Below are 25,924 nucleotides of genomic sequence, written 5' to 3' on the forward strand. Positions count from 1 at the left end.
GTCCTTGGCCTCCTCGCCGTCCCCGTACAGGTCGGCGGCGCCGTTGTCGGTCATCAGCTGCGCCCGGGCACCGGCCGCGGTGAGGTGTGCGGGACAGCATCGGTGGACGCCCTTCCGAGATCGCTGCGGAAATGCGGGGAGAGCCTGCTCCGCCGTACCCGACTCCCGCCGCCCGTCCGGTGATCGACCGGTGAACGTCTCACGCCCTGGAGGCCTCGCGCCGCCCCGCCGCCCCCGGCCGGTCGCGGCCGGGGGCAGGTCGTCGTCAGACGAGGTCGACGAGGTCCGCGATGGAGTCCACGACGGTGGTCGGCCGGTACGGGAAGCGGTCGATGTCGCCCGACCTGGTCAGGCCGGTCAGCACCAGGAAGGTCTGCATCCCGGCCTCCAGGCCCGCCAGCACGTCGGTGTCCATGCGGTCGCCGATCATCGCGGAGGTCTCGGAGTGCGCGCCGATGGTGTTGAGGCCGGTGCGCATCATCAGCGGGTTCGGCTTTCCGACGAAGTACGGGTCCTTCCCCGTCGCCTTCGTGATCAGTGCGGCCACCGAGCCGGTGGCGGGCAGCGCCCCCTCGGGCGAGGGACCGGTGTTGTCCGGGTTGGTGGCGATGAACCGGGACCCCGCGTTGATCAGGCGGATGGCCTTGGTCAGGGCCTCGAAGGAGTAGGTCCGCGTCTCGCCCAGGATCACGAAGTCGGGCTCGTGGTCGGTCAGCACGTACCCCGCGTCGTGCAGGGCCGTGGTGAGGCCGGCCTCGCCGATGACGTACGCCGTCCCGCCGGGGTGCTGGTCGTCCAGGAAGCGGGCCGTGGCCAGCGCCGAGGTCCAGATGTTCTCGGCCGGCACGTCCAGGCCGATGCGGCTGAGCCGCGCCGCCAGGTCGCGGGGGGTGTAGATCGAGTTGTTCGTCAGGACGAGGAACGGGCGGCCCGAGTCCCGCAGCCGCTTGATAAAGGCGTCCGCGCCGGGCACCGGGATGCCCTCGTGCATGAGGACGCCGTCCATGTCGGTGAGCCAGGATTCGATGGGCTTGCGCGCTGTCATGGCTGCGGACTCTAGTCCGGCCGGGTGACCTGTGCACATGCGCGCGGTGTCCGCCCCGGATTCGCCGGTCCGGGCGACCCCCCGACCCGTCCGGAGCACCACCGCATGCGAAGGCCCGCCCGGGAAGGGACCTTCGAAATACCGGGGCCGACCAATCCGACGGCATGAGCCCGGGTGAGTGGAGGTTGTGATCATGGGCTCTGTCCTGGGGGCCACCCGCGTTCCCTTGTGTGCCGCCGCCGCGGCGACGCTGATCGTGTTGTGCGGTCCCGCGGCCGTGGCGGACGACGGGCCGGACGACGACTCCAGCGGGACCAGTTTCCAGTTCGGCGGGGGCGGTGGAGGGGGCGGCGGTGACGACGACGGCGGAAGCGGCAATCCCCTCCTGCAGTTCGGCACGAAGGGCGACGACGACCGGGACAACGGCCGCCAGAACAGCGGCAACGACGATGACGACGATGACTCGGGCCGCGACAACGGCCGCCAGAACAGCGGCAACGACGATGACGACGACTCCGGCCGCGACAACGGCGGCCGCGACAATGACGGCGGCGACGGCTCCGGACGGGACGACGACGGCCGCCAGGACAACGGCTCGGGCAGCGGTCCGGACGACGGCGGCACCGGCGGGGTCGGCGGCGTGGGAGGCACCGGCGGCGTGGGAGGCACCGGAGGCGTCGGCGGCGTAGGGGGCGTGGGAGGCGTCGGCGGCGTAGGGGGCGTAGGCAGCGGCCCGGTGAGGATCACCCCGGGCACGGCCGGCCCCGGCGCCGACGTCGACGTCCGCACCGACCAGTGTGACCGTGCCAAGACCGGCACCGTCAGCTCCTCCGCGTTCGTCACCCCGGTCACCCTGGCCCCGGCGAGCGACGGCGGGATGTACGCCTCCGCGGTGGTCCGTTCCGGGCTGACCCCGGGCTCCTACCGGGTCTCCATCACCTGTGACGGGAAGTCCCACGAAGGCACGCTCGCGGTCACCGAGGCCGCCTCCGGCTTCCCGTCCGCCCCCGTCCCCGCGGGCGGCGGCGCCATGGCGGCCCATCAGGCCGCCGCGGAGCAGCAGCCCGCGGGCGTGCCCGGCGTCGTGGCGGCCGGCGTGCTGGCCGTGGCAGGGGCCGCGGGGCTGGTCGTGCACCGCCGCCGCACCCGGGACTGACCCGGTGCAGGCGCGTACCGTCGCGGCCCTCGCGGCCGCCGTGGTGCTCTCCGCGGCGTGGCTGAACGGATACGTCCACCCCGGCCTGCCGGGCTCCGGGGTCGGCGCCCCCGCACCGGCCGCGACAGCGGGGGCCGCCGGGCGGCCCGCCCAGGTGTACGCGGCGCACACGCCGCTGCCCCCGGCGCGCCCGCTGCGGATCGACATCCGCTCGGCGGGCATCCACGCCAAGCTGGTGGAGCGCGGGCTCACCGCCGACGGCGCGGTGGACCCGCCGCCGTTCAGCACGCCGGACGTCGCGGGCTGGTACGGGCGCGGTCCCGCCCCCGGGGACGCGGGGGCGGCGCTGATCGTCGGCCACGTCGACACCCGCAGCAAGGCGGCGGTCTTCTACGCCCTGAGCACGGTCACGAAGGGCGACCTGGTGGAGGTCACCCGCTCGGACGGCTCGGTCGCCGAGTTCGCCGTCGAGGGCGTGGAGATCGTCGACAAGACGGGTTTCCGCCCGGACCGGGTGTACGGCTCGGGGGTCCGCCCGGAGCTGCGGCTGATCACCTGCGGCGGCACCTTCGACCACGCCACCCAGTCCTACTCGGCGAACGTCGTGGTGTACGCGGCGCTGATCGGCTCGCACACCCGGGCGTGACCGTTTCGGCCGGCGGGGCGTCAGACCCCGAGGTCGCGGATGAGCTTGGCGACGTGCCCGGTGGCCTTGACGTTGTACCAGGCGTGCTCGACCCTGCCCTGCTCGTCGACGACGACGGTGGAGCGGATCACGCCGGTGACGACCTTGCCGTACAGCTTCTTCTCGCCGAAGGCGCCGTACGCGGTCAGCACCGACTTGTCGGGGTCGGCGAGCAGGGTGACCTTCAGGGACTCCTTCTCGCGGAACTTCGCCAGCTTCTCCGGCTTGTCGGGCGAGATCCCGATGACGTCGTAGCCGGCGCCCGCGAGCACGTCGAGGTTGTCGGTGAAGTCGCAGGCCTGCTTGGTGCAGCCGGGCGTGAGGGCGGCCGGGTAGAAATACACGATGACCTTGCGGCCCGCGTGACCGGCGAGGGAGACCTCGTTGCCGTCGGCGTCGGAAAGGGTGAAGGCGGGGGCGGTGTCGCCGGGCTGGAGGCGCTCGCTCATGGTGCAGTTCTCCGGTTCGGGGTGCCGACGGGCATCGGCACGGGCGGGCTGACAGACTGTCTGCACGGTACCGGTCGACAAGGACGATGGAGGCGGAGCAGTGTCGGATGGCAGGAGTCCTGCTCAGATCGAGGCGGACATCGCCCTCAAGCGGCAGGCGCTGGCCGCGACGCTGGACGAGATCGCGGTGCGGGTGCATCCCAGCACGATCGCGGCGGACGCCAAGGCGAAGGTCAGCTCGGCGGTGGACCGCACCGCGGGCCGCGCGTACGTGGCGGTGAACCGGGGTGTGACCGAGTTGCGGGGCCACTTCGTGGCGGAGGACGGCGCGCCCCGCGTGGAGCGCATCGTGCCGGTCGCGGTGGCGGCGGTGGCACTGGTCGCGGTGGTGGCCGGGCTCTCGCTGCGCCGGCGCCGCCGGTAACGTCGTACCTGTGAGTTCGAATACGCATGACAAGCTTCCCATCCGCATGCTGCACGACCGCGTGCTGGTGCGCTCCGACGTCCCCGAGGGCGAGCGGCGCTCCGGCGGCGGCATCCTGATCCCCGCCACGGCGGCCGTCGGCAAGCGGCTCGCCTGGGCCGAGGTGGTCGCGGTGGGGCAGAACGTACGGACCGTGGAGGTCGGTGACCGGGTGCTCTTCGACCCGGAGGACCGGGCCGAGGTCGAGGTGCGCGGTACGGCGTACGTACTGATGCGGGAGCGGGACCTGCACGCGGTGGCGGCGGAGCGGCTGCAGGGCTCGGAGGACTCCACCGGCCTGTACCTCTGAATTTGTTATCGTCGGGTCCGTACCCTGACGAGACGCGCCGTACCAGGGCCCATGCAAAGACGACGCACCCCCTGACCCCCCGAGGATCGTGGAGGTGCCCGTCATGGCATGGGTCCTGTTGTGTGCCGCCGGCCTGCTCGAGGTCGTCTGGTCGGTCGGCATGAAGTACACCGACGGCTTCACCAGGCTGTGGCCCAGCGTCGGCACGGGGCTCGGCATCGTGGCCAGCATGCTGCTGCTGTCGTACGCGGCCCGGACGCTGCCGATCGGCACCGCCTACGGGGTGTGGGTCGGGATCGGCGCGGCCGGCGCGGCCGTGCTCGGCATCGTGGTGCTGGGCGAGCCGGCGACCGCCGCCCGGATCTTCTTCATCTGCCTGCTGCTGGTGTCCGTGGTCGGCCTGAAGGCGACCTCGGGGCACTGAGCGGCGCCGCACCGCGTCGCAGCGCAACGCAACGCACCGGGCGCCGCCGGGGAGGTCCCCGGCGGCGCCCGGTGCGGTCCGTTGCTACGGGAAGTCGTCCCCGCCGCCGGGGTCGCCGTCCAGGCCGCCGATGGGCAGTCCGCCGTCGTCGGTGCCGCCGTCCTCGCCGGGGCTGGTCGGGCCGCCGGGCTCGCTCGGCTCCTCGCTGGTGGGCGGTTCCTCCGTGCCCGGCGGCTCGGAGGACTCCGGCGGGGCGGTGACGGTCGGCGGGGCGGTGGTGGTCGGCGGGGCGGTGGTGGTCGGCGGGGCCGTGGTGGTCGGCGGGGCCTGCGCACCCGGCTCCAGCCGCAGCTTGAAGTTCTTCGCCGGCTTCCCCTTCAGCGCGTCGGCCGTGTACTGGGCCCAGATCTGCGTGGGATACCCGCCGCCGTTGACGCGGGCCAGCCCCGTGGTGCCGTACAGCCTCTTCTGCGCGCCGGTCTGGGAGTCCTGGCCCATGACGGCGACGACGGTCGCCAGGTCCGGGGTGTAGCCGGCGAACCAGGCGGCCTTGTCCTCCTCCGCCGTGCCGGTCTTGCCCGCGGCGGGCCGGCCCGCCGCCTGCGCGGCGGTGGCGGTGCCGCCCCGGACCACCGAACGCAGGATCGAGGTCGTGGTGTCGGCGGCCTCGCGGTGCACGGCCTGCGTGGGCCGGCGGGTGGGCAGCTGCACGTCCTGCCCGTTCTTGGTGATCTTCACGACCATGGTGTACGGAACGTACCGGCCGTGGTTGGCGAGCGTCGCGTAGGTCTGCGCCATGTCCAGCGGGCTCGCCGTCATCGTGCCCAGCGCCATCGCCGGGCTGGTCACCAGCTTCACCTTCTCCGGCATGCCCAGCGCCCGCACCGTGTCGTTGACCTTGCCCGGGCCGACGTCCTGCGCCATCTGGGCGTAGACCGAGTTCACGGACTTGTCCATGGCGTTGGTGGCCGTGATCGACCCGTAGGAGACGTCGTCCTCGTTCGCCGGGGCGTAGCCGGTGGGGCCGTCGGGCCCGATCACCTCGCGCTTGTTGCGGCCGTCGTAGACGGTGTACGGGGTGATGCGCCGGCCGCTCTGGGTGGTGGAGTCGTTCTGCACGGCGGAGGCGAAGATGAACGGCTTGAAGGTGGAGCCCACCTGGTAGTCCGAGCGGGTCGCGTTGTTGACGAACTGCTTGGTGAAGTCGACGCCGCCGTACATCGCGACGACCTTGCCCGTGGCCGGGTCGATGGACGCCCCGCCGACCCGCACGTACTTGTCGGCCTTGCGCACTTTCGGCTTGAGCTTGTCGAGCAGCTGCTCCTCGGCCGCCTTGACGAAGGCCTTCTCCTTCTTGCGGTCGATGGTGGTGGTGATGCGGTACCCGCCGGAGCGCAGCGTCTCCTCGTCCAGGATCTTCGCCTCGTACAGGTAGTCCTTGACGGCCTCGAGAAGGTAGCCGCGCTGGCCGGACATCCCGGTGGCGGCCTTGGCCTTGTGCGGCTTCGGGAACTCCAGCCCGGCGCGCTCGCCCTCGCTCAGCCAGCCCTCCTTGACCATGCCGTCCAGCACGTAGTCCCAGCGGGCCTCCGCCTTGGCCTTGTTCTGCGGGTGGGCCACGATGTCGTACTCGCTGGGCGCGTTGAGCAGGGTCGCCAGGTACGCGCCCTCGGCGGCGTCGAGTTCGTCGGCGTCCTTGCCGAAGTAGGCCTGGGCGGCGGCCTGGACACCGTAGGCGTTGCGGCCGTAGTAGCTGGTGTTGAGGTACCCCTCGAGGATCTCCTCCTTGGTCTTCTCGCGGTCCAGCTTGATCGCGATGAAGAACTCCTTGGCCTTGCGGACCGCCGTCTGCTCCTGGTTGAGGTAGTAGTTCTTGACGTACTGCTGGGTGATGGTCGAACCGGACTGCTTGCCCTTGCCGGTGACCGTGTTCCACCCCGCGCGCAGCATCGCCTTCGGGCTGACCGCGGACTCGTGGTAGAAATTGCGGTCCTCGGCGGCGAGGGTGGCGTGCTGGGCGACCTCGGACACCTGGTCCAGGCCCACGTTCTCGCGGTTGACCGCGCCGTCGCGGACCAGCTGGGTGCCGTCGGAGTACAGGTAGACGTTGCTCTGCGCGACCGCGCCCGCGTTCGCCTTGGGGATGTCGACCAGCTGGTAGCCGATGATGAACGCCCCCGCGCACGCCAGCACGACCAGCAGGAACGCGCCGAGCACCGCACGCCAGCTCGGGATCAGCCTGCGGGCACCGGTGCGCTTCGGCTTCTTGCCGGAGGGCTGGTTCTCCCAGCCGCCGGGGGAAGCGTTGCTGCTGCTCATGTCTGTACTGACTCCTCCGCGGCCGCCGAGGGTTGTGCCGCGGCGGGAACATCTTGGGTCAATCGTGCCGTACGACCCGGCGGACACTTTCCCACCATCAGGACAAAATGGGTCATCGCCGTGCATCCGTGACAAGCCTGTGACAGGCCGAAAGCGTGACGCCCTCCACCCCGCCGGGTGAAAACTCCGTGGCAGACGGCGGTCACCGCGAGTAAGGTCGGGCGCTTGCGCGCGGACGGGCGAACCCGTTCCCCACACCGGAAGGAGGGACCATGCGCCTGTACGCGACCGTGGCGGCGAGCGGCTTCCGGCGCCACGCCACGTACCGGGTGGCCACCGCGGCCGGCGTCTTCACCAACACCGTCTTCGGCTTCATCACCGCATACACCTACATCGCCCTGTGGCACGAACGGCCCCACCTCGGGGGCTACGACCAGTCCATGGCGTTGACGTACGTCTGGATCGGCCAGGCGCTGTTCGCGACGTCCTCCCTCATGGGCGGCGGCTTCCAGGACGAACTGATCGAGCGGGTCCGCAGCGGCGACATCGCAGTCGACCTGCACCGCCCCGCCGACCTGCAGGCCTGGTGGCTCGCCGCCGACCTCGGCCGGGCCGGCTACCAGCTGCTCGCCCGCGGCGCGGTGCCCATGGCCTGCGGCGCCCTCGCCTTCGACCTCGCCCTCCCCGCCTCCCCCGCCACCTGGGCGTTCTTCCTGCTGTCGGTCGCCCTCGGCGTCCTCGTCAGCTTCGCCCTGCGCTACCTCGTCGTCCTCAGCGTCTTCTGGCTCATGGACGGCACCGGGATCGTCGCCGTCTCCGGCCTGTCCACCCTCTTCTTCTCCGGCATGCTGCTGCCCCTCAACGCCTTCCCCGGCGGCCTCTCCTCGATCGCCCTGCTGCTGCCCTGGTCGGCGCTGCTGCAGGTGCCCGCCGACATCCTGCTCGGCCGGCACACCGGCGGCGCCCTCGCCGCCGCCCTGGCCTTCCAGGCCACCTGGGCGGTCCTCCTGCTCGGCGCGGGACGGCTGCTGCAGTCCGCGGCCACCCGCAAGGTGGTGGTCCAGGGTGGCTGAGGCACTGCGCGCCTACGGGCTGATCGTGTGGATGTGGACCCGCTCGGCCCTGGCGTACCGGGCGTCGTTCGTGATGAGCGCGGCCGTCAACTTCGCCGCCACCGGCCTGGACTTCCTCGCGATCCTGCTGATGTTCTCCCAGGTCGACCGGCTCGGCGGCTTCTCCCTTCCCGAGGTCGCCTTCCTCTACGGCACCGCGGGCACCGCCTTCGGTCTCGCCGACCTCGCCCTGGGCAGCATGGAACGGCTCGGCGGCCGGGTCCGGGACGGCACGCTCGACACCCTCCTGGTACGGCCCGTGCCCGTCCTCGCCCAGGTCGCCGCCGACCGCTTCGCGCTGCGCCGGATCGGCCGGATCGTCCAGGGACTGCTCGTCCTGGGCTGGTCGGTGACCCGTCTGGAACTGCACTGGACCGCCCTGGACCTGGTGCTGCTGCCGATGATGCTGCTCAGCGGCGCCGGGATCTTCGGCGCGGTCTTCGTCGCCGGCGCGGCCTTCCAGTTCTGGGCCGGCGACGCCTCGGAGGTGCAGAACTCCTTCACCTACGGCGGCGCCACCCTGCTGCAGTACCCGCCGTCGGTGTTCGCGAAGGAACTCGTGCGCGGCGTCACCTTCGTGGTGCCCCTCGCCTTCGTCAACTGGCTGCCCGCGCTGCGCATCCTGGGCCGCCAGGACCCCCTGGGCCTGCCCGGCTGGGTGGACTTCACCCCGCCCCTGGTCGCCGTCGCCTGCTGCGCCCTGTCCGGCGCCGCCTGGCGGGCGGGCCTTCGTTCGTACCGGAGCACCGGGAGCTGATGCCCGACATGACCGCCCTCATCGAACTCGACCGCGTCGAGAAGGTCTTCGACGTACGCCGCCGCACCGGCCTGCTGCGCAGGGAGCGCCGGCAGGTGCGCGCCGTGGACGGCATCTCCTTCACCGTCCCCGCCGGCCAGGTGGTCGGCTACATCGGGCCCAACGGCGCCGGCAAGTCCACCACCGTCAAGATGCTCACCGGCATCCTCACCCCCAGCGGCGGCCGCCTGCGCGTCGCCGGCATCGACCCGTCCCGCGAACGGACCCGGCTCGCCCGCCGCATCGGCGTCGTCTTCGGCCAGCGCACCACCTTGTGGTGGGACCTGCCGCTGCGCGACTCCTACGAACTCGTGCGCCGCATGTACCGCATCGACGCCGCCCGCTTCCGCCGCAACCTCGACCGCTGCGTCGGCCTGCTCGACCTCGCGCCGCTCCTGGACGTCCCCGTACGGCAGCTCTCGCTCGGCCAGCGCATGCGCGGCGACATCGCCGCGGCGCTGCTGCACGACCCCGAGGTGCTCTACCTCGACGAGCCGACCATCGGGCTGGACGTCGTCAGCAAGGCGAAGGTCCGCGCGTTCCTGCGGACCGTCAACACCGAGCAGGGCACCACCGTGCTGCTCACCACCCACGACCTCACCGACATCGAGCAGTTGTGCGGCCGCGTCATGGTCATCGACCACGGCCGCCTGGTGTACGACGGCGGCCTCGACGGGCTGCACGCCGCCGGCGACAGCGAGCGCACCCTCGTCGTCGACTTCGAACGGGAGCTGCCGCCGGTGGAACTGCCGGGCGCGCGCTGCGAACGCGTCGAAGGCCCCCGGCAGTGGATCGCCTTCCCCGCTGCCGCCAGCGCGGCACCGCTGGTCGCCGAACTCGCCGCGCGGCACGGCGTCGTCGACCTGTCGGTACGCGAACCCGCCATCGAGGACGTCATCGCCCGCATGTACGCGGCGAGCAGCGCCGCCCCCGCCTGAGGCCGCCGGCCGCGGGCAGCCCCGGCGGCTGCCCGCGGCCACGATCGTCGCGGGCCCGGCAGGCTCGCCTGCTCCTCCAGGCGGCGCCCGGGCACCCCGTGCCGGCAAGGGGCGACGGGACGGGGTGCCGCGACCTGCGGGGCACGGCAGCCGTCGGCGGCGGCCGCCGGTCGTCCGCAGGAGCCTCCCCCGGCACCGGGGCGTTCCCGGCCGGAGCCGCACGGCAATCCGGGGCGGGCCGGGCGGGGTCCCGCGCGGCGGGTCAGCGCAGCGAGGCCAGCGCCGCGCGCACCCGCTCGACCGCGCCCGCCGTGGTCGACGCGTGCGCCGACAGCCGCACGGAGTCCGCCCGCACCGACGGGGTCACCCCGTGCTCGTGCAGCGCCTTGGCGACCTGGGCCGGGTCCACGTCGGGCACCGCGAAGGACACGATGCCCGCCCGCACGGCACGGGCCACCGGGGACAGCACCTGCCCGCCGGCCGAGCGGACCACCTCGATCAGCTCGTCGACCCGGCGTGCCACATGCCCCTCGATCGCGGCGACCCCGACGCCCTCGACCAGTTCCAGTGCCGCCGCGAAGGCCGCCGCCGTCACCGGGCTCAGATTGGTGATGCTCCAGCGCAGCGCGTCCGGCGCCACCGGGTGCTCGGTGTCGTCGAAGACGGCGACGTCCTCGACCCCGGTCCACCCCGTCAGCGTGGGCTCAAGCCGCTCCAGGGCCCGGTCCGACAGCGCCGCGAAACCGGTCGCCCAGCTGGCCCGCAGCCACTTCTGGCCGCCCGCCACGACCACGTCCGCCGCCTGCCACGGCAGCTCGACGACGCCGAACGCCTGCATCGCGTCCACCACGAGCAGCCGGTCGCCGATCACCTCGCGCAGCGCCGCCAGATCGGCCCGGTAGCCGGTGCGGAAGTCCACGGCGCTGACCGAGACCGCCACCACCTCGTCCGTCAGCGCCCCGCGCACCGCGTCCGGGGTCGGCGCGCCGTCCAGCCAGCGCGGCACCGCCCGGCCCAGGGCGGCCGCACGCCGCCACGGGTAGTGGTTGGCGGGGAAGTCGGCCGACGGCACCAGGACGGCGCCGCCGGGCACGCCGAAGGCGGCGTGGAAGATCCCGGTGGAGGCGTTGGGCAGCAGCGCCACGTGCCCGGTGTCCGTGCCCGCCAGCCGTGCCGCCGCGGCCCGGGCCCGGGGCTCGGCCCGCATCAGGTCGTTGACGGTGGTGTGGTCGGCCTCCGCCGACGCCGCCAGGGCGGCCGCCGTCGCGTCCAGCACGTCCCGCGAGGGCGGACCGTAGCGGGCGAAGTCCAGGTAGCCCTCGGGCTCGCCGAAGTGCTCGGCGTAGCCGGTCAGCCCGCCCGCGTGGTCCGTCATGGGTGTCGCCGTCCGTCCGTACTCGTCACACCTTGGCCGCCGCGCCGCCCTTGAGCAGCGACAACTGCACAGTCTCCGCCATGCGCAGGAAACCGGCGTCACTGGGGTGCAGGTGGTCGCCGGAGTCGTAGGCGGGCAGCAGCGCGGAGGGGCGGTTCGGGTCGCGCAGCGCCCGGTCGAAGTCGATCACCTCGTCGAACACCGTGCCCGCCCGGATCGCGGCGTTCACCTGCTGCCGCACCGCCTCGGTGTGCGCGTTGTATCCGGCGTGGCCCCCGCACGGGGCCAGCGTGGCGCCCAGCACCCGCAGCCCGCGCTCGCGACCGCGCGCCACGATCTCCCGCAGCCCGGAGACGATCTCCCGCGCGCCGGTCCGCTGCGGCGGCCGCAGCACGTCGTTGATGCCCAGCTCCACGACGAGCGTACGGACACCGGTCTGGGACAGCGCGTCACGTTCGAGGCGGCTCAGGCCGCTGGGATTGCCGCCGTTCTCGCCGCCGCGCAGCACCCGGTTGCCACTGATCCCCTGGTTGAGGACGCCGAGCCGCAGCCCCCGGTCCCCGGAACCGCGCAGCCGCGTCGCCAGACGGTCCGGCCAGCGGTGGTTCGCGCCCGGGGTGGACGTGATGCCGTCGGTGATCGAGTCGCCGAACAGCACCACCGACCCGGCCGCCTGCCGCGTGAAGACGTCCACGCCCGTGACGTAACGCCAGTACGGGGTCCGCGTGGTGTACGCGGCGCCGTCGGTGCGCGCGGCGCGCTCGCCGAACGCCATGAACGAGGTCTGCTGCGCCCGCGGGTGGTACGTCACCGGGCCCGAGACCTGCGGGGTGTACGTCGTCACCAGCAGGTCCGCCGTCTGCGGAACGGCCAGGCGCACGGGATCGCTGACGACGCTGCCACCCGCCGGGACCCGCACCTGCGTCCGCCCGCCGAAGGTCAGCGACCGCATCGTGCCGCGCGCCGCCGCCGGCGACCCCGGGGCCGCCGCGACGGCGACCGTCGCCCGGCCGATCTGCAGCGGGGTGCGGCCGAAGAGGTTGGAGAGGTGGATGCGCGCCGAGGTGCCGCCGACACTGGTGTGCACCACGTTGCGGATCGACCACCCCGCGTAGCCGTCCGGCACGTTCGGCTCGCCGCCCACCGGGGACGTCGACCAGGTGCCCACCCACGAACCGGACGCCGCGGGCGCCGCCTGGTTGGGTACGCCGGGCATTCCGGCCGCCGCGAGGGGCCCGCCGGAGCGGCCGGAGGCGTCGGTACGGCCGGCGGTGACGAGCATCGCGGCGGAGATGACCGCGGCCAGCGCGACAATTCCGGCGAGCAGTGCATAACCCGTCGATCTGGCCATGCGGTGCTTCACTCCTGGGATCAAAGGGCGGGAAACCGGCGCGATCCGCTGCCGCCATGATCCCATGGAGGCGTCGGGCCTGCCCGTCTGCATTGTCGGACGCCGGGAACTCGTTGTTCGTTCCACTCGAAGAGTGTGGTGTGGACGATACGCGGAAGGAGTGGATGCGGCGGATGAAAACGGCTCCGGTGACCGGATCGGACCAAGACCCGACTCCGGCGTTCTCGTACAGCCCCGCCGACGAGGGCCGGCGGCGCGGCGTACGACGTATGAAGGTGATCGCCACCGGCCTGCTGCTGGTGGCCACCGCGCTCTACGCGCTGGCCAGATGGGCCGAGTCGGCGGGGGCCGGCGCGTGGTCCGGCTATGTAGCGGCGGCCGCCGAGGCGGGCATGGTCGGCGCGCTCGCCGACTGGTTCGCGGTGACCGCGCTCTTCCGCAGGCCCCTCGGCCTGCCCATCCCGCACACCGCGATCATCCCCACGAAGAAGGACGCGCTCGGCCGCACCCTCGGCGACTTCGTCGGCGAGAACTTCCTGTCCCCGCAGGTCGTCCGCACCCGGCTGCGCAAGGTCGGCATCGCCCGGCGCCTCGGCACCTGGCTGGAACACCCCGAGCACGCCGACCGCGTCACCGAACAGGGCGCCGCGGCGCTGCGCGGCGCCCTGACCGTGCTGCGCGACTCGGACGTCCAGGCAGTGGTCGGCGAGGCCATCACCCGGCGCGCCGACGCCCAGGAGATCGCCCCCGGCATAGGGAAGATGCTGGAGCGCGTCGTCGCCGACGGCGGGCACCGGCGGGTGGTCGACCTGGTCTGCATCCGCGCCCACGACTGGCTGGTCGAGCACTCCGACTCGGTGATGCACGCCGTCCAGGGCGGCGCCCCCGGCTGGACCCCGCGCTTCGTGGACCGCCGGGTCGGCGAACGCGTCTACAAGGAACTCGTGCGCTTCACCGCGGAGATGCGGGACATGCCGGAGCACCCCGCCCGCGAGGCGATCGACCGCTTCCTGGCCGACTTCGCCGACGAGCTGCAGTCCGACCCCGACACCCGTGCCCGCGTCGAGCGGCTCAAGAAGGACCTGATCGCCCGCAACGAGGTCCAGGACCTCATCGAGTCCGCGTGGGGATCGGTCCGCGGCATGATCGTCGCCGCGGCCGAGGACGAACGCAGCGAACTGCGGCTGCGTGCCCGGGCCTCACTGCTGTCCCTGGGCGCGCGGATGACGGAGGACCCCCGGCTGACCGCCAAGATCGACGGCTGGCTGGAGGACGCCGCCGTCTATGTGGTCACCACCTACCGGGACGAGATCACCGCGCTGATCACCGACACCATCGCCGGCTGGGACCCGGAGCAGACCACCCGCAAGATCGAGGCCAACGTCGGACGCGACCTGCAGTTCATCCGGATCAACGGCACCGTCGTCGGCGCCCTGGCGGGTCTGGTCATCTACTCCGTGTCCCGGCTCTTCGCGGGGTAGCGGGGCCGAGGCGCGATGCGGGCGGGGCCGCGAGCCCGGGGATCTGACGCTGCGTCATCTACCGTGCCGGCATGCCCGCCCCCACCCCCACCTCCACCCCCGCCACGCCGCGCCCCCGCCACGCCGGCACGGACGCGCGCCGTGGGGCGCCGGCGAAGCCGCCCTCACCCTCGGCGCCGTCCTGCTGCTGCTCGTGGACCGCGTGACCACCCTGGAACGCCGATGGGGCCGCGCCGGCACCCCCGCCACCCCACCCCAGAGACATCGGACCAATCCGTGGCCGGCAGCCGCGCCGCCCCCGCCAACCACACCCGCACCACCGGCCGCACCCGCACCGGCACCCGCACCCGCACCGGCACCGGCACCAAGCGGCTCTCCCAGGCCTACGCCGTCCTCCGCATCCCCGCATCGGCGTCACCGCCCCCATCGCCGAGGGCATCAACCGCACCAAGGTCCTCGACCACGGATACGCCGGCCACCACCCGAACACCGCCCAGCCCGGACGACCCGGCGACTTCGCCCTCGCCGGCCACCGCAACACCCACGGCGAACCCTTCCGCCGCATCGACCGCCTCCGACCCGGCGGCGACACCCTCGTCGTCGAAACGGCCACCACGCGCCACACCTACGCCGTCCGGCAGACCATCCCCCGCACCACCGCCCCCGGTCCCCCACAGCACCGTCCACCCCCGCCGCCACTTGACCTGCCCCGGCCACTACATCACCCTCACCACCTGCACCCCCGAACTCACCTCCACCCACCGCCTCGTCGTCCGGGGCGGACTCGCCGCCGCGGAACCACGCTGACCCCCCGTACGTCATCCCCAGCGGAACGAACGAAAGGAGCAGCCCGAGTGATCCGCAGCACCGCCGCAGCCGCACGCCTGCACGGCAGCGCACTCCTGCTCCTGCTCACCGGCCTCCTGCTCACCCACACCGGCCTCACCGCCACCGTCGCCGCCGCCGCGACCACCGCCGCCGTCGCCCTCCTGCTCGGCAGCGCCCTCCGCCTCTCGGCCACCGCGGCCCCCGTACCCCGCGGACGCGTCCGCACCGCGCTGCGCGACCGCGAACACCGCACCGCCTTCCTCCCCCAGCGCGACCCCGACGCCTCCGGCCGCCCACGCCCCAGGGCCCCCGGCCGCCCCTTCCCGACGGCCGCCTAGGGGCAACACCACCGCCACCGCACCACGGCATCCGCTGCCCCACCGCGCCCCGTCACGCCGCGCCCATTCCGACCGGCACGACGACACCCGCGGAGGGTCCCACCCCCATGTCCGTGTTCACGCACGCCCTGCTCCGCCTCACCCACGCCCTCACCCCCCTCACCGGACACGCCGCGGCACCCGCCGCCGCGATCGTCCTCGTCACCCTCCTCGTACGCCTCGCCCTCCACCCCCTCGCCCGCGCCGCCGCCCGCGGCGAGAAGGCCCGCGCCGCCCTCGCCCCACGCGTCGCCGAACTGCGCCGCAAGCACGCGCACGACCCCCGGGAACTCCAGCGCGCCCTCACCGCCCTCCACACCCGGGAAGACTCCTCCCCCTTCGCCGGCATCCTGCCGACCCTCCTGCAACTCCCCGCCTTCTTCGTGCTCTACCACGCCTCCTCCACCGCCCGGATCGCCGCCACCGAGGCCGGCGCCCTGCACGCCGCCGTCCTCGTCGCGGTCGCCGCCGTCGCCTGCTGGACCTACCGCCGCGCCCGCAAGGCCGCCCCCGAGGCCGAAGGCCTCGCCAAGCACCTCCCCCTGCTCTCCTTCGGCACCCTCGTCACCGCCGCGCTCGTCCCCCCGGCCGCCGGGCTCTACATCGCCACCTCCACCGCCTGGACCGCCGCCGAACGCGCCTGGCTCCACCGTCCACACCATGGTCAAGGGGTTGCGGACGCCACCCCCGCCGCTGGAGGATCAGCCAAGACCTCCGATGACCGCCCCCATCGGACATGACGCCCCACACGGCCAAGGCCCTGACCACCGCCACCCCCGACCACACCCGGAGAGTCTTGTGAAGCTGCTGCGAGTCGGCCACGCCGGAGCCGAACGCCCGGCCCTGCTCGACCAGGACGGCACCCTGCGCGACCTGTCCGCCCTCACCCCCGACATCGACGGCCCCCTGCTCGCCGACACGGACGCCCTCACCCGCATCCGCACCGCGGCCGCCGACGGCACCCTCCCCGCCCTCGACCCCGCGGACCTGCGCGTCGGCCCCCCGCTCGGCCGCATCGGCAAGATCGTCTGCATCGGCCTCAACTACCACGACCACGCCCGCGAGACCGGCGCCGCCGTCCCCGAAGAGCCCATCCTCTTCATGAAGGCCCCCGACACCGTCGTCGGCCCCGACGACACCGTCCTCGTCCCCCGCGGCAGCCTCAAGACCGACTGGGAGGTCGAACTCGCCGTCGTCATCGGCCGCGAACTGCGCTACGCCGCCGACGAGGCCGAGGCCCTCGCCGCCGTGGCCGGCTACGCCGTCTCCCACGACGTGTCCGAACGCGCCTTCCAGATCGAGCGCGGCGGCCAGTGGGACAAGGGCAAGAACTGTGAGACCTTCAACCCCCTCGGCCCCTGGCTGGTCACCGCCGACGAGATCCCCGACCCCCAGGCGCTGGGCCTGCGGCTGTGGGTCAACGGCGACCTCAAGCAGGACGGCACCACGGCCGAGCAGATCTTCCCGGTCGCCGAAGTCGTCCGCTACGTCAGCCAGTTCATGACCCTCTACCCCGGCGACGTCATCAACACCGGCACCCCGGCCGGCGTCGCCCTCGGCCGCCCCGAGCCCAAGCCCTACCTCCGGGCCGGCGACGTCGTCGAGCTCGAGATCGACGGCCTCGGCCACCAGCGCCAGGCCCTCAAGGACGCGTAGCCTCCTCCGCTCACGCCGAAGGGCGCCCGGCGCGACACGCCGGGCGCCCTTCGGCGTATCCCGGTCGGCGTAACCGTCGTACAAGCGGGTCGTTAAAACGTGCGAAAGTGCAACACGCGATCGCATGAGGGGATATCAATGCCCGCAAGCCCCTACACCCGTGAACTGCTGACGGAGACGGCGGCGTCGTCACGGACGCTGTCGGAGATGCTGACGAAACTGGGCGTTGACCCCAGGAGTCCGACGCGCTGTTACCTGCGGGAGCGGATGAGACGCATGGGCGTGGACACCTCGCACTTCGAACGCGAGGGCGGTCGCTGGACCCGTGAGCTCCTCGCCGAAGCAGTCGCCGCATCGGCCAACATGTACGAAGTGCTGCGCCGCCTCGGCGTGGAGGCCGTCGGCGGACAGCACACGCACATCAGCCGTCGCATTCGCGGATTCGGCATCGACACCTCGCACTTCGCGACCCGGCCTCGTGGCCCCGGTCGACGGACACATAAGGAGATCCTGGTCAAACAAGAGACGGACACGGCCCGTCGCGTGCACAGCGACCGGCTCAAGCGGGCGATGCTGGCCCGCGGCATCGCGGAGCGCTGCGCCCTCTGCGGAACCGATCCCATGTGGTGCGGTCGCCCGCTGTCCCTGGAGGTCGACCACCTGGACGGCAACTGGCGGGACAACCGCCTGGCCAATCTCCGCCTGCTCTGCCCCAACTGTCACGCGACGACCGACACCTACCGGGGCCGAGGCAAACGACGCGACCGGGGCGTGGTCCGGTGAGCGCCGGGGCCCCGTACACGCGCGAACTGCTCGAGGCGGCTGCTGAAAGATGCCACTCCATGAGGGAAGTCGTGGCGTTCCTCGGCAGGACCCCCTACGGAAAGCTGCACCCCTACCTGGAGAAGCGGTTCGGGGACTTCGGCATCGACGTCTCCCACTTCCACAGGCCCTCTTCCGGCAGGGGCCGCAAGCGCCCCCGCCCCACGCACGAGGAACTCCGCGCGGCAGTGGCACATTCCGTCTCCGTGGCCGAAACCCTCCGCCGGCTCGATAGACCGGACAACACCCGCACGCGCGCCATGCTCCGCGCATGGCTGGCCGCGGACGGTCTGGACACCCACCACTTCCTGGGACAGGCACACGGCAACAGGAACGGACCCAACGCCAGGAAGCCCGCGGCCGCCATCCTGGTCGCACGCACCGACGGCTACCGCACCAAAGCCGTATTGCTGCGGAGGGCCCTCGCCGAAATCGGCACACCCTCCCAGTGCGCACAGTGCGGCACCGGCGAAAGCTGGCACGGCAGGCCGTTGACGTTGGAAGTGGATCACATCAACGGCGACCGGTTGGACGACCGGGCGGAGAACCTACGTCTGCTCTGCCCGAACTGCCATGCCGTCACCGACACATGGTGCCGGGGAGGCAGGCGCCCACCGACCCGGTAAACCGTATGCGTTCCCGCAGCCGCCACCCGTTACCATGGGTGGCGGCTAGCGGCGGTGGCGCAACGGCGACGCGGCAGACTTAGGATCTGTGGCCCTTGATCGGGCTTGAGGGTTCGAATCCCTTCCGCCGCACCACTCGTGGCCTGCGAATCCAAGGATTGGATGCGCAGGCCACGTCCTCACGCACTCATCCCACCAGTTCCCGCACCACCGGCACCAGCGCCCGGAATGCCTGGCCGCGGTGGCTGATGGCGTTCTTCTCCTCCGCGGTGAGTTCGGCGCAGGTCCGGGACTCCCCCAGCGGCTGGAGGATCGGGTCGTAGCCGAAGCCGTTCGTGCCGTGCGGTTCGAAGCGCAGTGTGCCCAGGAGGCGGCCCTCGACGACGCGTTCGGTGCCGTCGGGGAGGGCGAGGGCGGCGGCGCACATGAAGTGGGCGGCGCGGTGCGGGGTGTCGATGTCGGAGAGCTGGGCGAGGAGGAGTTCGAGGTTGGCGCGGTCGTCGCCGTGCTTGCCGGCCCAGCGGGCGGAGAAGATGCCGGGGGCGCCGCCGAGGATGTCGACGCAGAGGCCGGAGTCGTCGGCGACGGCGGGGAGGCCGGTGGCCTGGGCGAGGGCGTGGGCCTTGAGGAGGGCGTTCTCGGCGAAGGTGACGCCGGTCTCGCGGATGTCGGGGATTTCGGGGTAGGCGCCGGCGCCGACGAGCTCCACGCCGAGTCCGGCGTCGTTCAGGATGGCGTGGAGTTCGGCGACCTTGTGGGCGTTGCGGGTGGCGAGGACCAGGCGGGTGTGCGGCATGGTCCGATTATCCCGTCAGCCGGGGGTGCAGACCTTGGAGAGTTCGGATGCGGCGTCGGCGACGGGGGTGATGTCGGGGACGTCGCCGTTCTCGGCGGCCTTCTGTGCGTTCTCGACGGCCTGTTGGAGGTTGTCGACGGCGGTGTTGACGTCGGCGTTGCCGGTCTTGTCGCCGAGGTCCGCGAGGTGGTCGGCGATCTGGTCGAGGGCGTTGGCGGCGTCCTGTGGGCTGTTGCCGGCGTTGCTGACGGCGTTCTGCAGGTTCTGGACGTCGGTGGCGACCTGGGCTGCGACGTTGGCGCAGTCGAGGGCTTTGTCGACGGCGTCGACGGCGCTGCAGCCGATGAGGGCGGTGGTGCCGAGGGCGGCCGCGATGGCGAGCGCCGCGAGACGGCGGGTGCGTGGGTGCATACCTTTACTTACGCACCGCGCCGTCCTGAAGTTGCGCTTTGCAGACCTTTTCTTTGTCAGCCCTTGGCGATCTGTTCGAGTTCGACGAGGGCGGCGCGTTGGAGTGCGTCGAGTTCGGCGCAGCCGGCGACGGCGAGGTCGAGGAGGTTGTTGAGTTCCTTGCGGTCGAAGGGCTGGCCCTCGGCGGTGCCCTGGACCTCGACGAAGCGGCCGTCGCCGGTGCAGACGACGTTCATGTCGGTCTCCGCGCGGACGTCCTCCTCGTAGCAGAGGTCGAGCATGGGGATGCCGTCGATGATGCCGACGCTGACGGCGCTGACGGTGCCGTTGAGGGGCTGGGCCTTGGCGCGGACGAGTTTGCGGCCGTGCATCCAGGTGACGGCGTCGGCGAGGGCGACGTAGGCGCCGGTGATGGCGGCGGTGCGGGTGCCGCCGTCGGCCTGGAGGACGTCGCAGTCGAGGACGACGGTGTTCTCGCCGAGCGCCTTGTAGTCGATGACGGCGCGCAGGGAGCGGCCGATGAGGCGGCTGATCTCGTGGGTGCGGCCGCCGATCTTGCCGCGGACGGACTCGCGGTCGCCGCGGGTGTTGGTGGAGCGGGGCAGCATGGCGTACTCGGCGGTGACCCAGCCTTCGCCACTGCCCTTGCGCCAGCGGGGGACGCCCTCGGTGACGGAGGCGGTGCAGAGGACTTTGGTGTCGCCGAAGGAGACGAGGACGGATCCTTCGGCGTGCTTGCTCCAGCCGCGCTGGATGGTGACGGGGCGGAGCTCTTCGGGGGTGCGGCCGTCGATACGAGACATGGCGTCGAGCCTAGTCGTAGCGCGGCCCGGGGCCCGTGCCGGTTCGGGAACGGGCCCCTTGCGGGTGAGGTGGGGGGGTGGTCCGGCGGTCAGTGCCGGGTCACATCATGTCCTCGATGTCGGCGGCGATGGGGTCGGCGTCGGTGCCGATGACGACCTGGATGGCGGTGCCCATCTTGACGACGCCGTGGGCTCCGGCGGCCTTGAGCGCGGCCTCGTCGACGAGCGAGGCGTCCTTGACCTCGGTGCGGAGACGGGTGATGCAGCCCTCGACCTCTTCGATGTTGTCGAGCCCGCCGAGCCCGGCGACGATCTTCTCTGCCTTGCTGGCCATCTGTACTCCTGGTTGGTCTCGGCCGTTCGGTCCGATTTCACACCGTAATGCAGTGGTGGACCGGTTTCGCGGGGATGCATGAGTGTCCCAGCCGCGCCGCAACTGGTCTACACCACATTACCTGCCGGGAGGTGCTCCCATGGGTTCGGACGCTGCCGCGGCCGCCCCGCGTCCGAGCCGGACACGGGGTTCCGTGCTGTTCCAGGGGCTGCAGAAGATGGGGCGCAGTCTGCAGTTGCCGATCGCGGTGCTGCCGGCGGCGGGCATCTTGAACCGGCTGGGCCAGGACGACGTCTTCGGCCCCCAGGGCCTGGGCTGGAACGCGGTGGCCGATGTCTTCGACGGCGCGGGCGGCGCCCTGCTGGACGGTTCGCTGGGGCTGCCGCTGCTGTTCGCGGTGGGTGTCGCGATCGGCATGGCGAAGAAGGCCGACGGCTCGACGGCGCTGGCCGCGGTCGCGGGTTTCCTCGTCTACTACGGGGTGCTGCACCAGTTCCCGCAGGACTGCCCGAAGGGGACGGTCTTCCTGGCGACGAGCACCATCAGCGGGGCGTGCATCCCGCCGGGGACGCCGGCGGAGGCGGCGCCCGCGGCGTACCAGAACCCGGGGGTGTTCGGCGGGATCGTGATCGGGCTGCTGACCGCCTTCTTCTGGCAGCGCTACCACCGCACGAAGCTGGTGGACTGGCTGGGCTTCTTCAACGGGCGCCGGCTCGTGCCGATCGTCATGGCGTTCGTCGCGATCGTCTTCGCGGTGCTGTGCGTGTTCGTCTGGCCGCCGGTCGGCGCCGGGCTCACCGCGTTCAGCCAGTGGCTCACGGACCTCGGCTCGTACGGGGCGGGGATCTTCGGGGTGGCGAACCGGGCGCTGCTGACGGTGGGGCTGCACCAGTTCCTCAATGTCTTCGTGTGGTTCCAGTTCGGCAGTTTCACCAAGCCGGACGGGACGGTGGTGCACGGGGACATCAACCGCTTCCTGCAGGGTGACCCGACGGCCGGGCAGTTCACCTCGGGGTTCTTCCCGATCATGATGTTCGCCCTGCCGGCCGCGGCCCTCGCCATCACGCACTGCGCGCGCCCGTCCCGCCGCAAGGAGGTCGGGGGGCTGATGCTGTCGGTGGCGCTGACCTCGTTCGTGACGGGCATCACCGAGCCGATCGAGTACTCGTTCCTCTTCATCGCGCCGGCGCTGTACGCGATCCACGCGGTGCTGACCGGGGTGTCCATGGCGGTGACGTGGGGCCTGGGCGTGCACGACGGGTTCACGTTCTCGGCGGGGCTGATCGACTACGTCATCAACTGGAACCTGGCGACGAAGCCGTGGCTGATCGCCCCCATCGGGCTGGTCTTCGCGGCGGTGTACTACGCGCTGTTCCGCTTCGTGATCACCAGGTTCGACCTGGCGACGCCGGGGCGTGAGCCGGAGGAGGTCGCGGAGGGGATGGAACGGGACAACGTCAAGCCGTAGCCGGGGGGCCACGCTCGGGATTGTGGTCTAGACCACATCGGAGGAGGCTTTCCTTGACGCGTTGCTTACGTGTTAATACTGGTCTACACCACTCGGTGGTTTAGACCAGGAGGACCCCCCCCATGACAACCGCCACCGCGTCGGCGGCCCCCGCAGCGAAGAAGCGGGGCTCCGGCCTTTTCCAGGGCCTGCAGAAGGTCGGCCGCAGCCTGCAGCTGCCGATCGCCGTCCTGCCGGCGGCGGGCATTCTGCTCCGTCTCGGCCAGCCCGACGTGTTCGGCGCGGACGGTCTCGGCTGGGACAAGGTCGCGTCGGTGTTCGCGACCGCCGGCGGTGCCGTGTTCGACAACCTGCCGCTGCTGTTCTGCATCGGCGTCGCGATCGGCTTCGCCAAGAAGGCCGACGGTTCGACCGCGCTCGCCGCGGTGGTCGGCTTCCTGGTCTACAGCAACGTGCTCAAGGCCTTCCCGGTCACCGAGGCCAAGGTTCAGGCAGGCGCCGACGTAGCGGCCACCTACAACAATCCCGGCGTCCTCGGCGGCATCATCATGGGCCTGCTGTCCGCCGTCCTGTGGCAGCGCTACCACCGCAAGCGGCTGGTGGACTGGCTCGGCTTCTTCAACGGCCGCCGGCTGGTGCCGATCATCATGGCGTTCGTCGGCGTCCTGGTCGGCGTCTTCTTCGGTCTGGTGTGGGAGCCCATCGGTGAGGGCATCAGCAGCTTCGGCGAGTGGATGACCGATCTCGGCTCCTTCGGCGCTGCGCTGTTCGGCCTGATCAACCGTGGCCTGATCCCCGTCGGCATGCACCAGTTCGTGAACTCGGTGGCCTGGTTCCAGCTGGGTGACTTCACCAACTCCGCGGGCACCGTCGTCCACGGCGACCTGACCCGCTTCTTCGCCGGCGACCCTCACGCCGGACAGTTCATGACCGGCTTCTTCCCGATCATGATGTTTGGCCTCCCGGCCGCCGCCCTGGCCATCGCGCACACGGCCCGCCCGGAGCGCCGCAAGGCCGTCATGGGCATGATGCTCTCGCTGGCGCTGACCTCCTTCGTGACCGGTGTGACCGAGCCGATCGAGTTCTCCTTCATGTTCATCGCTCCGCTGCTGTACGCGATCCACGCGGTCCTCACGGCGGTCTCCATGGCCGTGACCTGGGCCTTCGGGGTGCACACGGGCTTCACGTTCTCGGCCGGTGCCATCGACTACCTGCTCAACTGGAACTTGTCGACCAAGCCATGGCTGATCATCCCTATCGGCCTGGTGTTCGCGGCCGTCTACTACGTGGTCTTCCGCTTCGCGATCACCAGGTTCAACCTCCCCACCCCGGGCCGCGAGCCCGAGGAGGAGATCGAGGATCTCATCAAGGCGTAGCGCCGGGCGCCGCACACGTCGAAGCCCCCGGAACCGTCTGGTTCCGGGGGCTTCGTGCTGCTCGGGGAGGGCGTGGGAGCGGGACGCTCAGACCTCGTAGACCGCGCCGGCCTTCGCCACCTCGACCGGGCCGTCGTAGACCTCGCGGGCGTGTTCGAGGGCGATCCGCGGGTCGGTCCACGGCGGGATGTGGGTGAGCACCAGGCGCCCGGCGCCCGCCCGGTCCGCGTACTGGCCGGCCTCGCGGCCGTTGAGGTGCAGATCGGGGATGTCCTCCTTGCCGTACGTGAAGGAGGACTCGCACAGGAAGAGGTCGGTGCCCTCGGTGAGGGTCTGCAGCGCGTCGCAGGGACCGGTGTCACCCGAATAGGTGATGGCGCGACCGGCGTGCTCGACACGGAAGCCGTACGCCTCGACGGGGTGGCTGACGACGTCCGCCGTGATGGTGAAGGGGCCGAGGCGGAAGGTGCCGGGTTCGAGGGTGCGGAAGTCGAAGACCTCGCTCATGCACTTCTCGTCGGGCACGTCCCCGTACGCGCCGGCCAGCCGCCGCTCGGTGCCCTCGGGCCCGTAGACGGGGATGGCGTGGGCGGGACCGCCCTCGTGCCGGTAGTAGCGGGCGACGAAGTACACGCACATGTCGATGCAGTGGTCGGCGTGCAGATGGCTGAGCAGAATGGCGTCGAGGTCGTAGAGACCGCAGTGGCGCTGCAGCTCGCCGAGGGCACCGTTGCCCATGTCGAGGAGCAGCCTGAAGCCGTCGGCCTCGATGAGGTAGCTCGAGCAGGCCGATTCCGCGGACGGGAACGAACCCGAGCAGCCGACGACGGTGAGCTTCATGTGCAGAAACCTCCGTGGATTGTTCCGGGGGTCTTGCGGTGGCGCGCCACGACGCCCCCGCTCCGCAGGGGGAGGGGGGAGGGGCGGGAGCGACCCGCCATGTGCCTTGAGCGTAAGGCGCACGGCGTGCGCCTGCTCCTCCGCGGAGCCCCGTTGTGGGCGGAATCACCAGTACGGCGCCCTCGTCGCCGGAAGTCCGACGGGTCGAGGGCGCCGTGGAGGGAGGGTCAGGCCCAGAGCTGGCCGTGCAGGGCGGCGACGGCCGCCTCGGTCGACTCGGCGGTGTAGATGCCGGTCGACAGGTACTTCCAGCCGCCGTCGGCGACGACGAACACGATGTCGGCGTGTTCTCCGGCGCGTTCGGCCTTGCGGGCCACGCCGAGGGCGGCGTGCAGGACGGCTCCGGTGGAGACGCCCGCGAAGATGCCCTCCTGCTGGAGCAGTTCGCGGGTGCGGCGGACGGCGTCCTCGGAGCCGACGGAGAAGCGGGTGGTGAGGACGGACTCGTCGTAGAGCTCGGGGATGAAGCCCTCGTCGAGGTTGCGCAGTCCGTAGACGAGGTCGTCGTAGCGGGGCTCGGCGGCGACGATCCGCACGCCGGGTACCTTCTCGCGCAGGTAGCGGCCGACGCCCATGAGGGTGCCGGTGGTGCCGAGTCCGGCGACGAAGTGGGTGACGGAGGGGAGGTCGGCGAGGATCTCGGGACCGGTGCCGGCGTAGTGGGCGCCGGCGTTGTCCTGGTTGCCGTACTGGTAGAGCATCACCCAGTCGGGGTGCTCGGCGGCGAGTTCCTTGGCGACGCGTACGGCGGTGTTGGAGCCGCCCGCGGCCGGGGAGGGGATGATCTCGGCGCCCCACATCGTGAGCAGCTCGCGCCGCTCGGACGAGGTGTTCTCGGGCATGACGCAGACCATGCGGTAGCCCTTGAGCCTGGCCGCCATGGCGAGGGAGATGCCGGTGTTGCCGGAGGTGGGTTCCAGGATGGTGCAGCCGGGGGTGAGGCGCCCGGCGCGCTCGGCCTGCTCGATCATGTGCAGGGCCGGGCGGTCCTTGACGGAGCCGGTGGGGTTGCGGTCCTCCAGCTTGGCCCAGACGGAGACCTCGGCGGAGGGGGACAGGCGCGGCAGCCGTACCAGCGGGGTGTTGCCGACGGCTGCCAGCGGGCTGTCGTACCGCATCAGCGCCCGCCGACGCGGTCGGCCGGCAGGCCGCTGCCGCCCGCGACGGCCGGGAGGATGGTGACGCTGTCGCCGTCGGTGAGCTTGGTGGCGATGCCGTCGAGGAAGCGGACGTCCTCGTCGTTGAGGTAGACGTTCACGAAGCGCCGCAGTTCGCCCGCGTCGACGATCCGCTCGCGGATGCCGGCGTGACGGGTGTCGAGGTCGGCGAGGAGTTCGTCGAGGGTGCTGCCGCTGCCTTCGACGGCCTTGGCGCCGCCGGTGTAGGTGCGGAGGATGGTCGGGATGCGGACCTCGATGGCCATGCGTCGGCTCCAAGGGGTGCGTGAGTACGGCGGGAAGGCGGGGATGCGCGGGCTGGCGGTGCTCAGGCGCACGGACATGCCGCGCTGGCGAGGCGGCACAGGTCGACGTGCAGCCGCGCCACGAGCAGCGTGCCCGGCGCCTTGTTGCTCACGTCGAGGGAAACCATGGGGTCATCGTATCGATTCCCCCGGGGCTCCAG

At 71.8% G+C, this 25,924-nt stretch carries 29 protein-coding genes, 1 tRNA gene, 1 pseudogene and 1 riboswitch; of the genes and pseudogenes, 18 read left to right on the forward strand and 13 right to left on the reverse strand.

All coding sequences use genetic code 11. From position 1 onward, the window contains the following. Positions 1–265: 265 nt before the first annotated feature. The gene (locus B085_RS0138895) at positions 266–1,045 is read right to left on the reverse strand and encodes an HAD-IIA family hydrolase (RefSeq protein ID WP_018564002.1); all 780 of its coding nucleotides are present in this window, start codon (positions 1,043–1,045) and stop codon (positions 266–268) included. Positions 1,046–1,238: 193 nt separating this feature from the next. Here B085_RS0138895 and B085_RS0138900 point away from each other — a divergent pair, with 193 nt between their 5' ends. Both B085_RS0138900 and B085_RS0138905 read left to right on the forward strand, forming a co-directional pair. Then, positions 1,239–2,201 carry a hypothetical protein gene (locus B085_RS0138900; protein ID WP_158689914.1) on the forward strand — a complete coding sequence of 321 codons (963 nt, stop codon included), beginning with the start codon at positions 1,239–1,241 and terminating at the stop codon, positions 2,199–2,201. Positions 2,202–2,205: 4 nt separating this feature from the next. Then, complete coding sequence (locus B085_RS0138905) at positions 2,206–2,847, forward strand: class F sortase (protein ID WP_018564003.1); 642 nt, start codon at positions 2,206–2,208, stop codon at positions 2,845–2,847. 20 nt (positions 2,848–2,867) lie between these two features. On the opposite strand, the gene bcp is transcribed toward B085_RS0138905, so the two are convergent. Next, positions 2,868–3,335, reverse strand: a complete 468-nt coding sequence (gene bcp / locus B085_RS0138910) for a thioredoxin-dependent thiol peroxidase (RefSeq protein WP_018564004.1) — start codon at positions 3,333–3,335, stop codon at positions 2,868–2,870. 100 nt (positions 3,336–3,435) lie between these two features. Here bcp and B085_RS0138915 point away from each other — a divergent pair, with 100 nt between their 5' ends. The 3 genes from B085_RS0138915 (at position 3,436) to B085_RS0138925 (ending at position 4,532) form a co-directional block, all read left to right on the forward strand. Continuing rightward, positions 3,436–3,759, forward strand: coding sequence for a DUF3618 domain-containing protein (locus tag B085_RS0138915; RefSeq protein ID WP_018564005.1), 324 nt, complete (start codon positions 3,436–3,438; stop codon positions 3,757–3,759). A 10-nt stretch (positions 3,760–3,769) separates the two neighbouring features. Beyond that, positions 3,770–4,108, forward strand: a complete 339-nt coding sequence (locus B085_RS0138920) for a GroES family chaperonin (protein WP_026251892.1) — start codon at positions 3,770–3,772, stop codon at positions 4,106–4,108. Positions 4,109–4,115: 7 nt separating this feature from the next. Next, positions 4,116–4,177, forward strand: a riboswitch (guanidine-III (ykkC-III) riboswitch). Positions 4,178–4,211: 34 nt separating this feature from the next. Next, complete coding sequence (locus B085_RS0138925) at positions 4,212–4,532, forward strand: DMT family transporter (protein WP_026251893.1); 321 nt, start codon at positions 4,212–4,214, stop codon at positions 4,530–4,532. Between the two features lie 84 nt (positions 4,533–4,616). On the opposite strand, the gene B085_RS0138930 is transcribed toward B085_RS0138925, so the two are convergent. Then, on the reverse strand, positions 4,617–6,851 hold the full coding sequence (locus B085_RS0138930) for a transglycosylase domain-containing protein (protein WP_018564008.1): 2,235 nt from the start codon (positions 6,849–6,851) through the stop codon (positions 4,617–4,619). A 272-nt stretch (positions 6,852–7,123) separates the two neighbouring features. Between B085_RS0138930 and B085_RS0138935 the strand changes: the two genes are divergently transcribed. From B085_RS0138935 to B085_RS0138945, 3 genes are read left to right on the forward strand one after another with little or no spacing between them, the layout of a single operon-like run. Continuing rightward, on the forward strand, positions 7,124–7,924 hold the full coding sequence (locus tag B085_RS0138935; protein WP_018564009.1) for an ABC transporter permease: 801 nt from the start codon (positions 7,124–7,126) through the stop codon (positions 7,922–7,924). Continuing rightward, positions 7,917–8,720, forward strand: a complete 804-nt coding sequence (locus tag B085_RS0138940) for an ABC transporter permease (RefSeq protein WP_018564010.1) — start codon at positions 7,917–7,919, stop codon at positions 8,718–8,720. The genes B085_RS0138935 and B085_RS0138940 overlap by 8 nt, the downstream gene beginning before the upstream one ends. Further along, on the forward strand, positions 8,720–9,697 hold the full coding sequence (locus tag B085_RS0138945) for an ABC transporter ATP-binding protein (RefSeq protein WP_018564011.1): 978 nt from the start codon (positions 8,720–8,722) through the stop codon (positions 9,695–9,697). The genes B085_RS0138940 and B085_RS0138945 overlap by 1 nt, the downstream gene beginning before the upstream one ends. A gap of 262 nt (positions 9,698–9,959) precedes the next feature. Here B085_RS0138945 and B085_RS0138950 read toward each other — a convergent pair whose 3' ends face one another. Then, entirely contained in the window at positions 9,960–11,072 is a 1,113-nt protein-coding gene (locus B085_RS0138950; protein ID WP_018564012.1) for an aminotransferase class V-fold PLP-dependent enzyme, read from the reverse strand. Between the two features lie 25 nt (positions 11,073–11,097). Then, a complete protein-coding gene (locus B085_RS0138955) occupies positions 11,098–12,423 on the reverse strand; it encodes an SGNH/GDSL hydrolase family protein (RefSeq protein WP_018564013.1) in 1,326 nt (441 codons plus the stop codon). A 173-nt stretch (positions 12,424–12,596) separates the two neighbouring features. On the opposite strand from B085_RS0138955, the gene B085_RS45185 reads away from it, so the two are divergent. The 8 genes and pseudogenes from B085_RS45185 (at position 12,597) to B085_RS0139005 (ending at position 18,348) form a co-directional block, all read left to right on the forward strand. Continuing rightward, positions 12,597–13,904, forward strand: coding sequence for a DUF445 domain-containing protein (locus B085_RS45185; protein ID WP_234018749.1), 1,308 nt, complete (start codon positions 12,597–12,599; stop codon positions 13,902–13,904). Positions 13,905–14,341: 437 nt separating this feature from the next. Further along, positions 14,342–14,491, forward strand: a pseudogene (locus B085_RS51320) (sortase domain-bontaining protein); the annotation flags it as partial. 267 nt (positions 14,492–14,758) lie between these two features. Then, complete coding sequence (locus tag B085_RS0138980) at positions 14,759–15,070, forward strand: DUF6412 domain-containing protein (protein ID WP_018564018.1); 312 nt, start codon at positions 14,759–14,761, stop codon at positions 15,068–15,070. Positions 15,071–15,177: 107 nt separating this feature from the next. Beyond that, complete coding sequence (locus tag B085_RS0138985) at positions 15,178–15,849, forward strand: YidC/Oxa1 family membrane protein insertase (protein WP_018564019.1); 672 nt, start codon at positions 15,178–15,180, stop codon at positions 15,847–15,849. 58 nt (positions 15,850–15,907) lie between these two features. Continuing rightward, the gene (locus B085_RS0138990; protein WP_018564020.1) at positions 15,908–16,765 is read left to right on the forward strand and encodes a fumarylacetoacetate hydrolase family protein; all 858 of its coding nucleotides are present in this window, start codon (positions 15,908–15,910) and stop codon (positions 16,763–16,765) included. A gap of 138 nt (positions 16,766–16,903) precedes the next feature. After that, entirely contained in the window at positions 16,904–17,548 is a 645-nt protein-coding gene (locus tag B085_RS0138995) for an HNH endonuclease signature motif containing protein (RefSeq protein ID WP_026251895.1), read from the forward strand. Next, positions 17,545–18,213 carry an HNH endonuclease gene (locus B085_RS0139000; protein ID WP_018564022.1) on the forward strand — a complete coding sequence of 223 codons (669 nt, stop codon included), beginning with the start codon at positions 17,545–17,547 and terminating at the stop codon, positions 18,211–18,213. Before B085_RS0138995 ends, B085_RS0139000 begins: the two co-directional genes overlap by 4 nt. Before the next feature lie 48 nt (positions 18,214–18,261). Then, positions 18,262–18,348, forward strand: a tRNA-Leu gene (locus B085_RS0139005). A gap of 52 nt (positions 18,349–18,400) precedes the next feature. Here the strand turns inward: B085_RS0139005 and rdgB are convergent. From rdgB to B085_RS0139025, 4 genes are all read right to left on the reverse strand, one after another. Then, positions 18,401–19,009 carry an RdgB/HAM1 family non-canonical purine NTP pyrophosphatase gene (gene rdgB / locus B085_RS0139010; RefSeq protein ID WP_018564023.1) on the reverse strand — a complete coding sequence of 203 codons (609 nt, stop codon included), beginning with the start codon at positions 19,007–19,009 and terminating at the stop codon, positions 18,401–18,403. A gap of 15 nt (positions 19,010–19,024) precedes the next feature. Further along, the gene (locus tag B085_RS0139015; protein ID WP_018564024.1) at positions 19,025–19,420 is read right to left on the reverse strand and encodes a hypothetical protein; all 396 of its coding nucleotides are present in this window, start codon (positions 19,418–19,420) and stop codon (positions 19,025–19,027) included. A gap of 56 nt (positions 19,421–19,476) precedes the next feature. Then, a complete protein-coding gene (gene rph / locus B085_RS0139020) occupies positions 19,477–20,223 on the reverse strand; it encodes a ribonuclease PH (RefSeq protein WP_018564025.1) in 747 nt (248 codons plus the stop codon). Between the two features lie 100 nt (positions 20,224–20,323). Continuing rightward, positions 20,324–20,557 (reverse strand): glucose PTS transporter subunit EIIB, encoded by a 234-nt coding sequence (locus B085_RS0139025; protein WP_018564026.1) that lies wholly within the window; start codon positions 20,555–20,557, stop codon positions 20,324–20,326. A 139-nt stretch (positions 20,558–20,696) separates the two neighbouring features. On the opposite strand from B085_RS0139025, the gene B085_RS0139030 reads away from it, so the two are divergent. Both B085_RS0139030 and B085_RS0139035 read left to right on the forward strand, forming a co-directional pair. Beyond that, positions 20,697–22,025 (forward strand): PTS transporter subunit EIIC, encoded by a 1,329-nt coding sequence (locus B085_RS0139030; RefSeq protein WP_018564027.1) that lies wholly within the window; start codon positions 20,697–20,699, stop codon positions 22,023–22,025. A gap of 122 nt (positions 22,026–22,147) precedes the next feature. Continuing rightward, positions 22,148–23,401: a PTS transporter subunit EIIC gene (locus B085_RS0139035; protein WP_018564028.1), complete on the forward strand. Its 1,254-nt coding sequence runs from the start codon at positions 22,148–22,150 to the stop codon at positions 23,399–23,401. A gap of 87 nt (positions 23,402–23,488) precedes the next feature. On the opposite strand, the gene B085_RS0139040 is transcribed toward B085_RS0139035, so the two are convergent. From B085_RS0139040 to B085_RS51800, 4 genes are all read right to left on the reverse strand, one after another. Continuing rightward, positions 23,489–24,241 carry an MBL fold metallo-hydrolase gene (locus B085_RS0139040; RefSeq protein ID WP_018564029.1) on the reverse strand — a complete coding sequence of 251 codons (753 nt, stop codon included), beginning with the start codon at positions 24,239–24,241 and terminating at the stop codon, positions 23,489–23,491. Between the two features lie 227 nt (positions 24,242–24,468). Beyond that, complete coding sequence (locus tag B085_RS0139045) at positions 24,469–25,419, reverse strand: PLP-dependent cysteine synthase family protein (protein WP_018564030.1); 951 nt, start codon at positions 25,417–25,419, stop codon at positions 24,469–24,471. Further along, complete coding sequence (locus tag B085_RS0139050) at positions 25,419–25,724, reverse strand: MoaD/ThiS family protein (protein WP_018564031.1); 306 nt, start codon at positions 25,722–25,724, stop codon at positions 25,419–25,421. Before B085_RS0139050 ends, B085_RS0139045 begins: the two co-directional genes overlap by 1 nt. A gap of 62 nt (positions 25,725–25,786) precedes the next feature. Next, complete coding sequence (locus B085_RS51800) at positions 25,787–25,891, reverse strand: putative leader peptide (protein WP_018564032.1); 105 nt, start codon at positions 25,889–25,891, stop codon at positions 25,787–25,789. Positions 25,892–25,924: the final 33 nt, after the last annotated feature.

The sequence above is a fragment of the Streptomyces sp. BoleA5 genome (assembly GCF_000373665.1).
Classification (GTDB): Bacteria; Actinomycetota; Actinomycetes; order Streptomycetales; family Streptomycetaceae; genus Actinacidiphila.

Excerpts from the sequence above, each read along its gene's own strand:
- rph (WP_018564025.1), bottom strand. The coding sequence starts at position 20,223 with ATGTCTCGTATCGACGGCCGCACCCCCGAAGAGCTCCGCCCCGTCACC.
- B085_RS0138900 (WP_158689914.1), top strand. The coding sequence starts at position 1,239 with ATGGGCTCTGTCCTGGGGGCCACCCGCGTTCCCTTGTGTGCCGCCGCC.
- rdgB (WP_018564023.1), bottom strand. The coding sequence starts at position 19,009 with ATGCCGCACACCCGCCTGGTCCTCGCCACCCGCAACGCCCACAAGGTC.
- B085_RS51800 (WP_018564032.1), bottom strand. The coding sequence starts at position 25,891 with ATGGTTTCCCTCGACGTGAGCAACAAGGCGCCGGGCACGCTGCTCGTG.
- B085_RS0138895 (WP_018564002.1), bottom strand. The coding sequence starts at position 1,045 with ATGACAGCGCGCAAGCCCATCGAATCCTGGCTCACCGACATGGACGGC.
- B085_RS0139030 (WP_018564027.1), top strand. The coding sequence starts at position 20,697 with ATGGGTTCGGACGCTGCCGCGGCCGCCCCGCGTCCGAGCCGGACACGG.
- B085_RS0138995 (WP_026251895.1), top strand. The coding sequence starts at position 16,904 with ATGCCCGCAAGCCCCTACACCCGTGAACTGCTGACGGAGACGGCGGCG.
- B085_RS0138935 (WP_018564009.1), top strand. The coding sequence starts at position 7,124 with ATGCGCCTGTACGCGACCGTGGCGGCGAGCGGCTTCCGGCGCCACGCC.
- B085_RS0139025 (WP_018564026.1), bottom strand. The coding sequence starts at position 20,557 with ATGGCCAGCAAGGCAGAGAAGATCGTCGCCGGGCTCGGCGGGCTCGAC.
- B085_RS0139035 (WP_018564028.1), top strand. The coding sequence starts at position 22,148 with ATGACAACCGCCACCGCGTCGGCGGCCCCCGCAGCGAAGAAGCGGGGC.
- B085_RS45185 (WP_234018749.1), top strand. The coding sequence starts at position 12,597 with ATGAAAACGGCTCCGGTGACCGGATCGGACCAAGACCCGACTCCGGCG.
- bcp (WP_018564004.1), bottom strand. The coding sequence starts at position 3,335 with ATGAGCGAGCGCCTCCAGCCCGGCGACACCGCCCCCGCCTTCACCCTT.
- B085_RS0139040 (WP_018564029.1), bottom strand. The coding sequence starts at position 24,241 with ATGAAGCTCACCGTCGTCGGCTGCTCGGGTTCGTTCCCGTCCGCGGAA.
- B085_RS0138985 (WP_018564019.1), top strand. The coding sequence starts at position 15,178 with ATGTCCGTGTTCACGCACGCCCTGCTCCGCCTCACCCACGCCCTCACC.
- B085_RS0139050 (WP_018564031.1), bottom strand. The coding sequence starts at position 25,724 with ATGGCCATCGAGGTCCGCATCCCGACCATCCTCCGCACCTACACCGGC.
- B085_RS0138955 (WP_018564013.1), bottom strand. The coding sequence starts at position 12,423 with ATGGCCAGATCGACGGGTTATGCACTGCTCGCCGGAATTGTCGCGCTG.
- B085_RS0138950 (WP_018564012.1), bottom strand. The coding sequence starts at position 11,072 with ATGACGGACCACGCGGGCGGGCTGACCGGCTACGCCGAGCACTTCGGC.
- B085_RS0139015 (WP_018564024.1), bottom strand. The coding sequence starts at position 19,420 with ATGCACCCACGCACCCGCCGTCTCGCGGCGCTCGCCATCGCGGCCGCC.
- B085_RS0139045 (WP_018564030.1), bottom strand. The coding sequence starts at position 25,419 with ATGCGGTACGACAGCCCGCTGGCAGCCGTCGGCAACACCCCGCTGGTA.
- B085_RS0138925 (WP_026251893.1), top strand. The coding sequence starts at position 4,212 with ATGGCATGGGTCCTGTTGTGTGCCGCCGGCCTGCTCGAGGTCGTCTGG.
- B085_RS0138945 (WP_018564011.1), top strand. The coding sequence starts at position 8,720 with ATGCCCGACATGACCGCCCTCATCGAACTCGACCGCGTCGAGAAGGTC.
- B085_RS0138930 (WP_018564008.1), bottom strand. The coding sequence starts at position 6,851 with ATGAGCAGCAGCAACGCTTCCCCCGGCGGCTGGGAGAACCAGCCCTCC.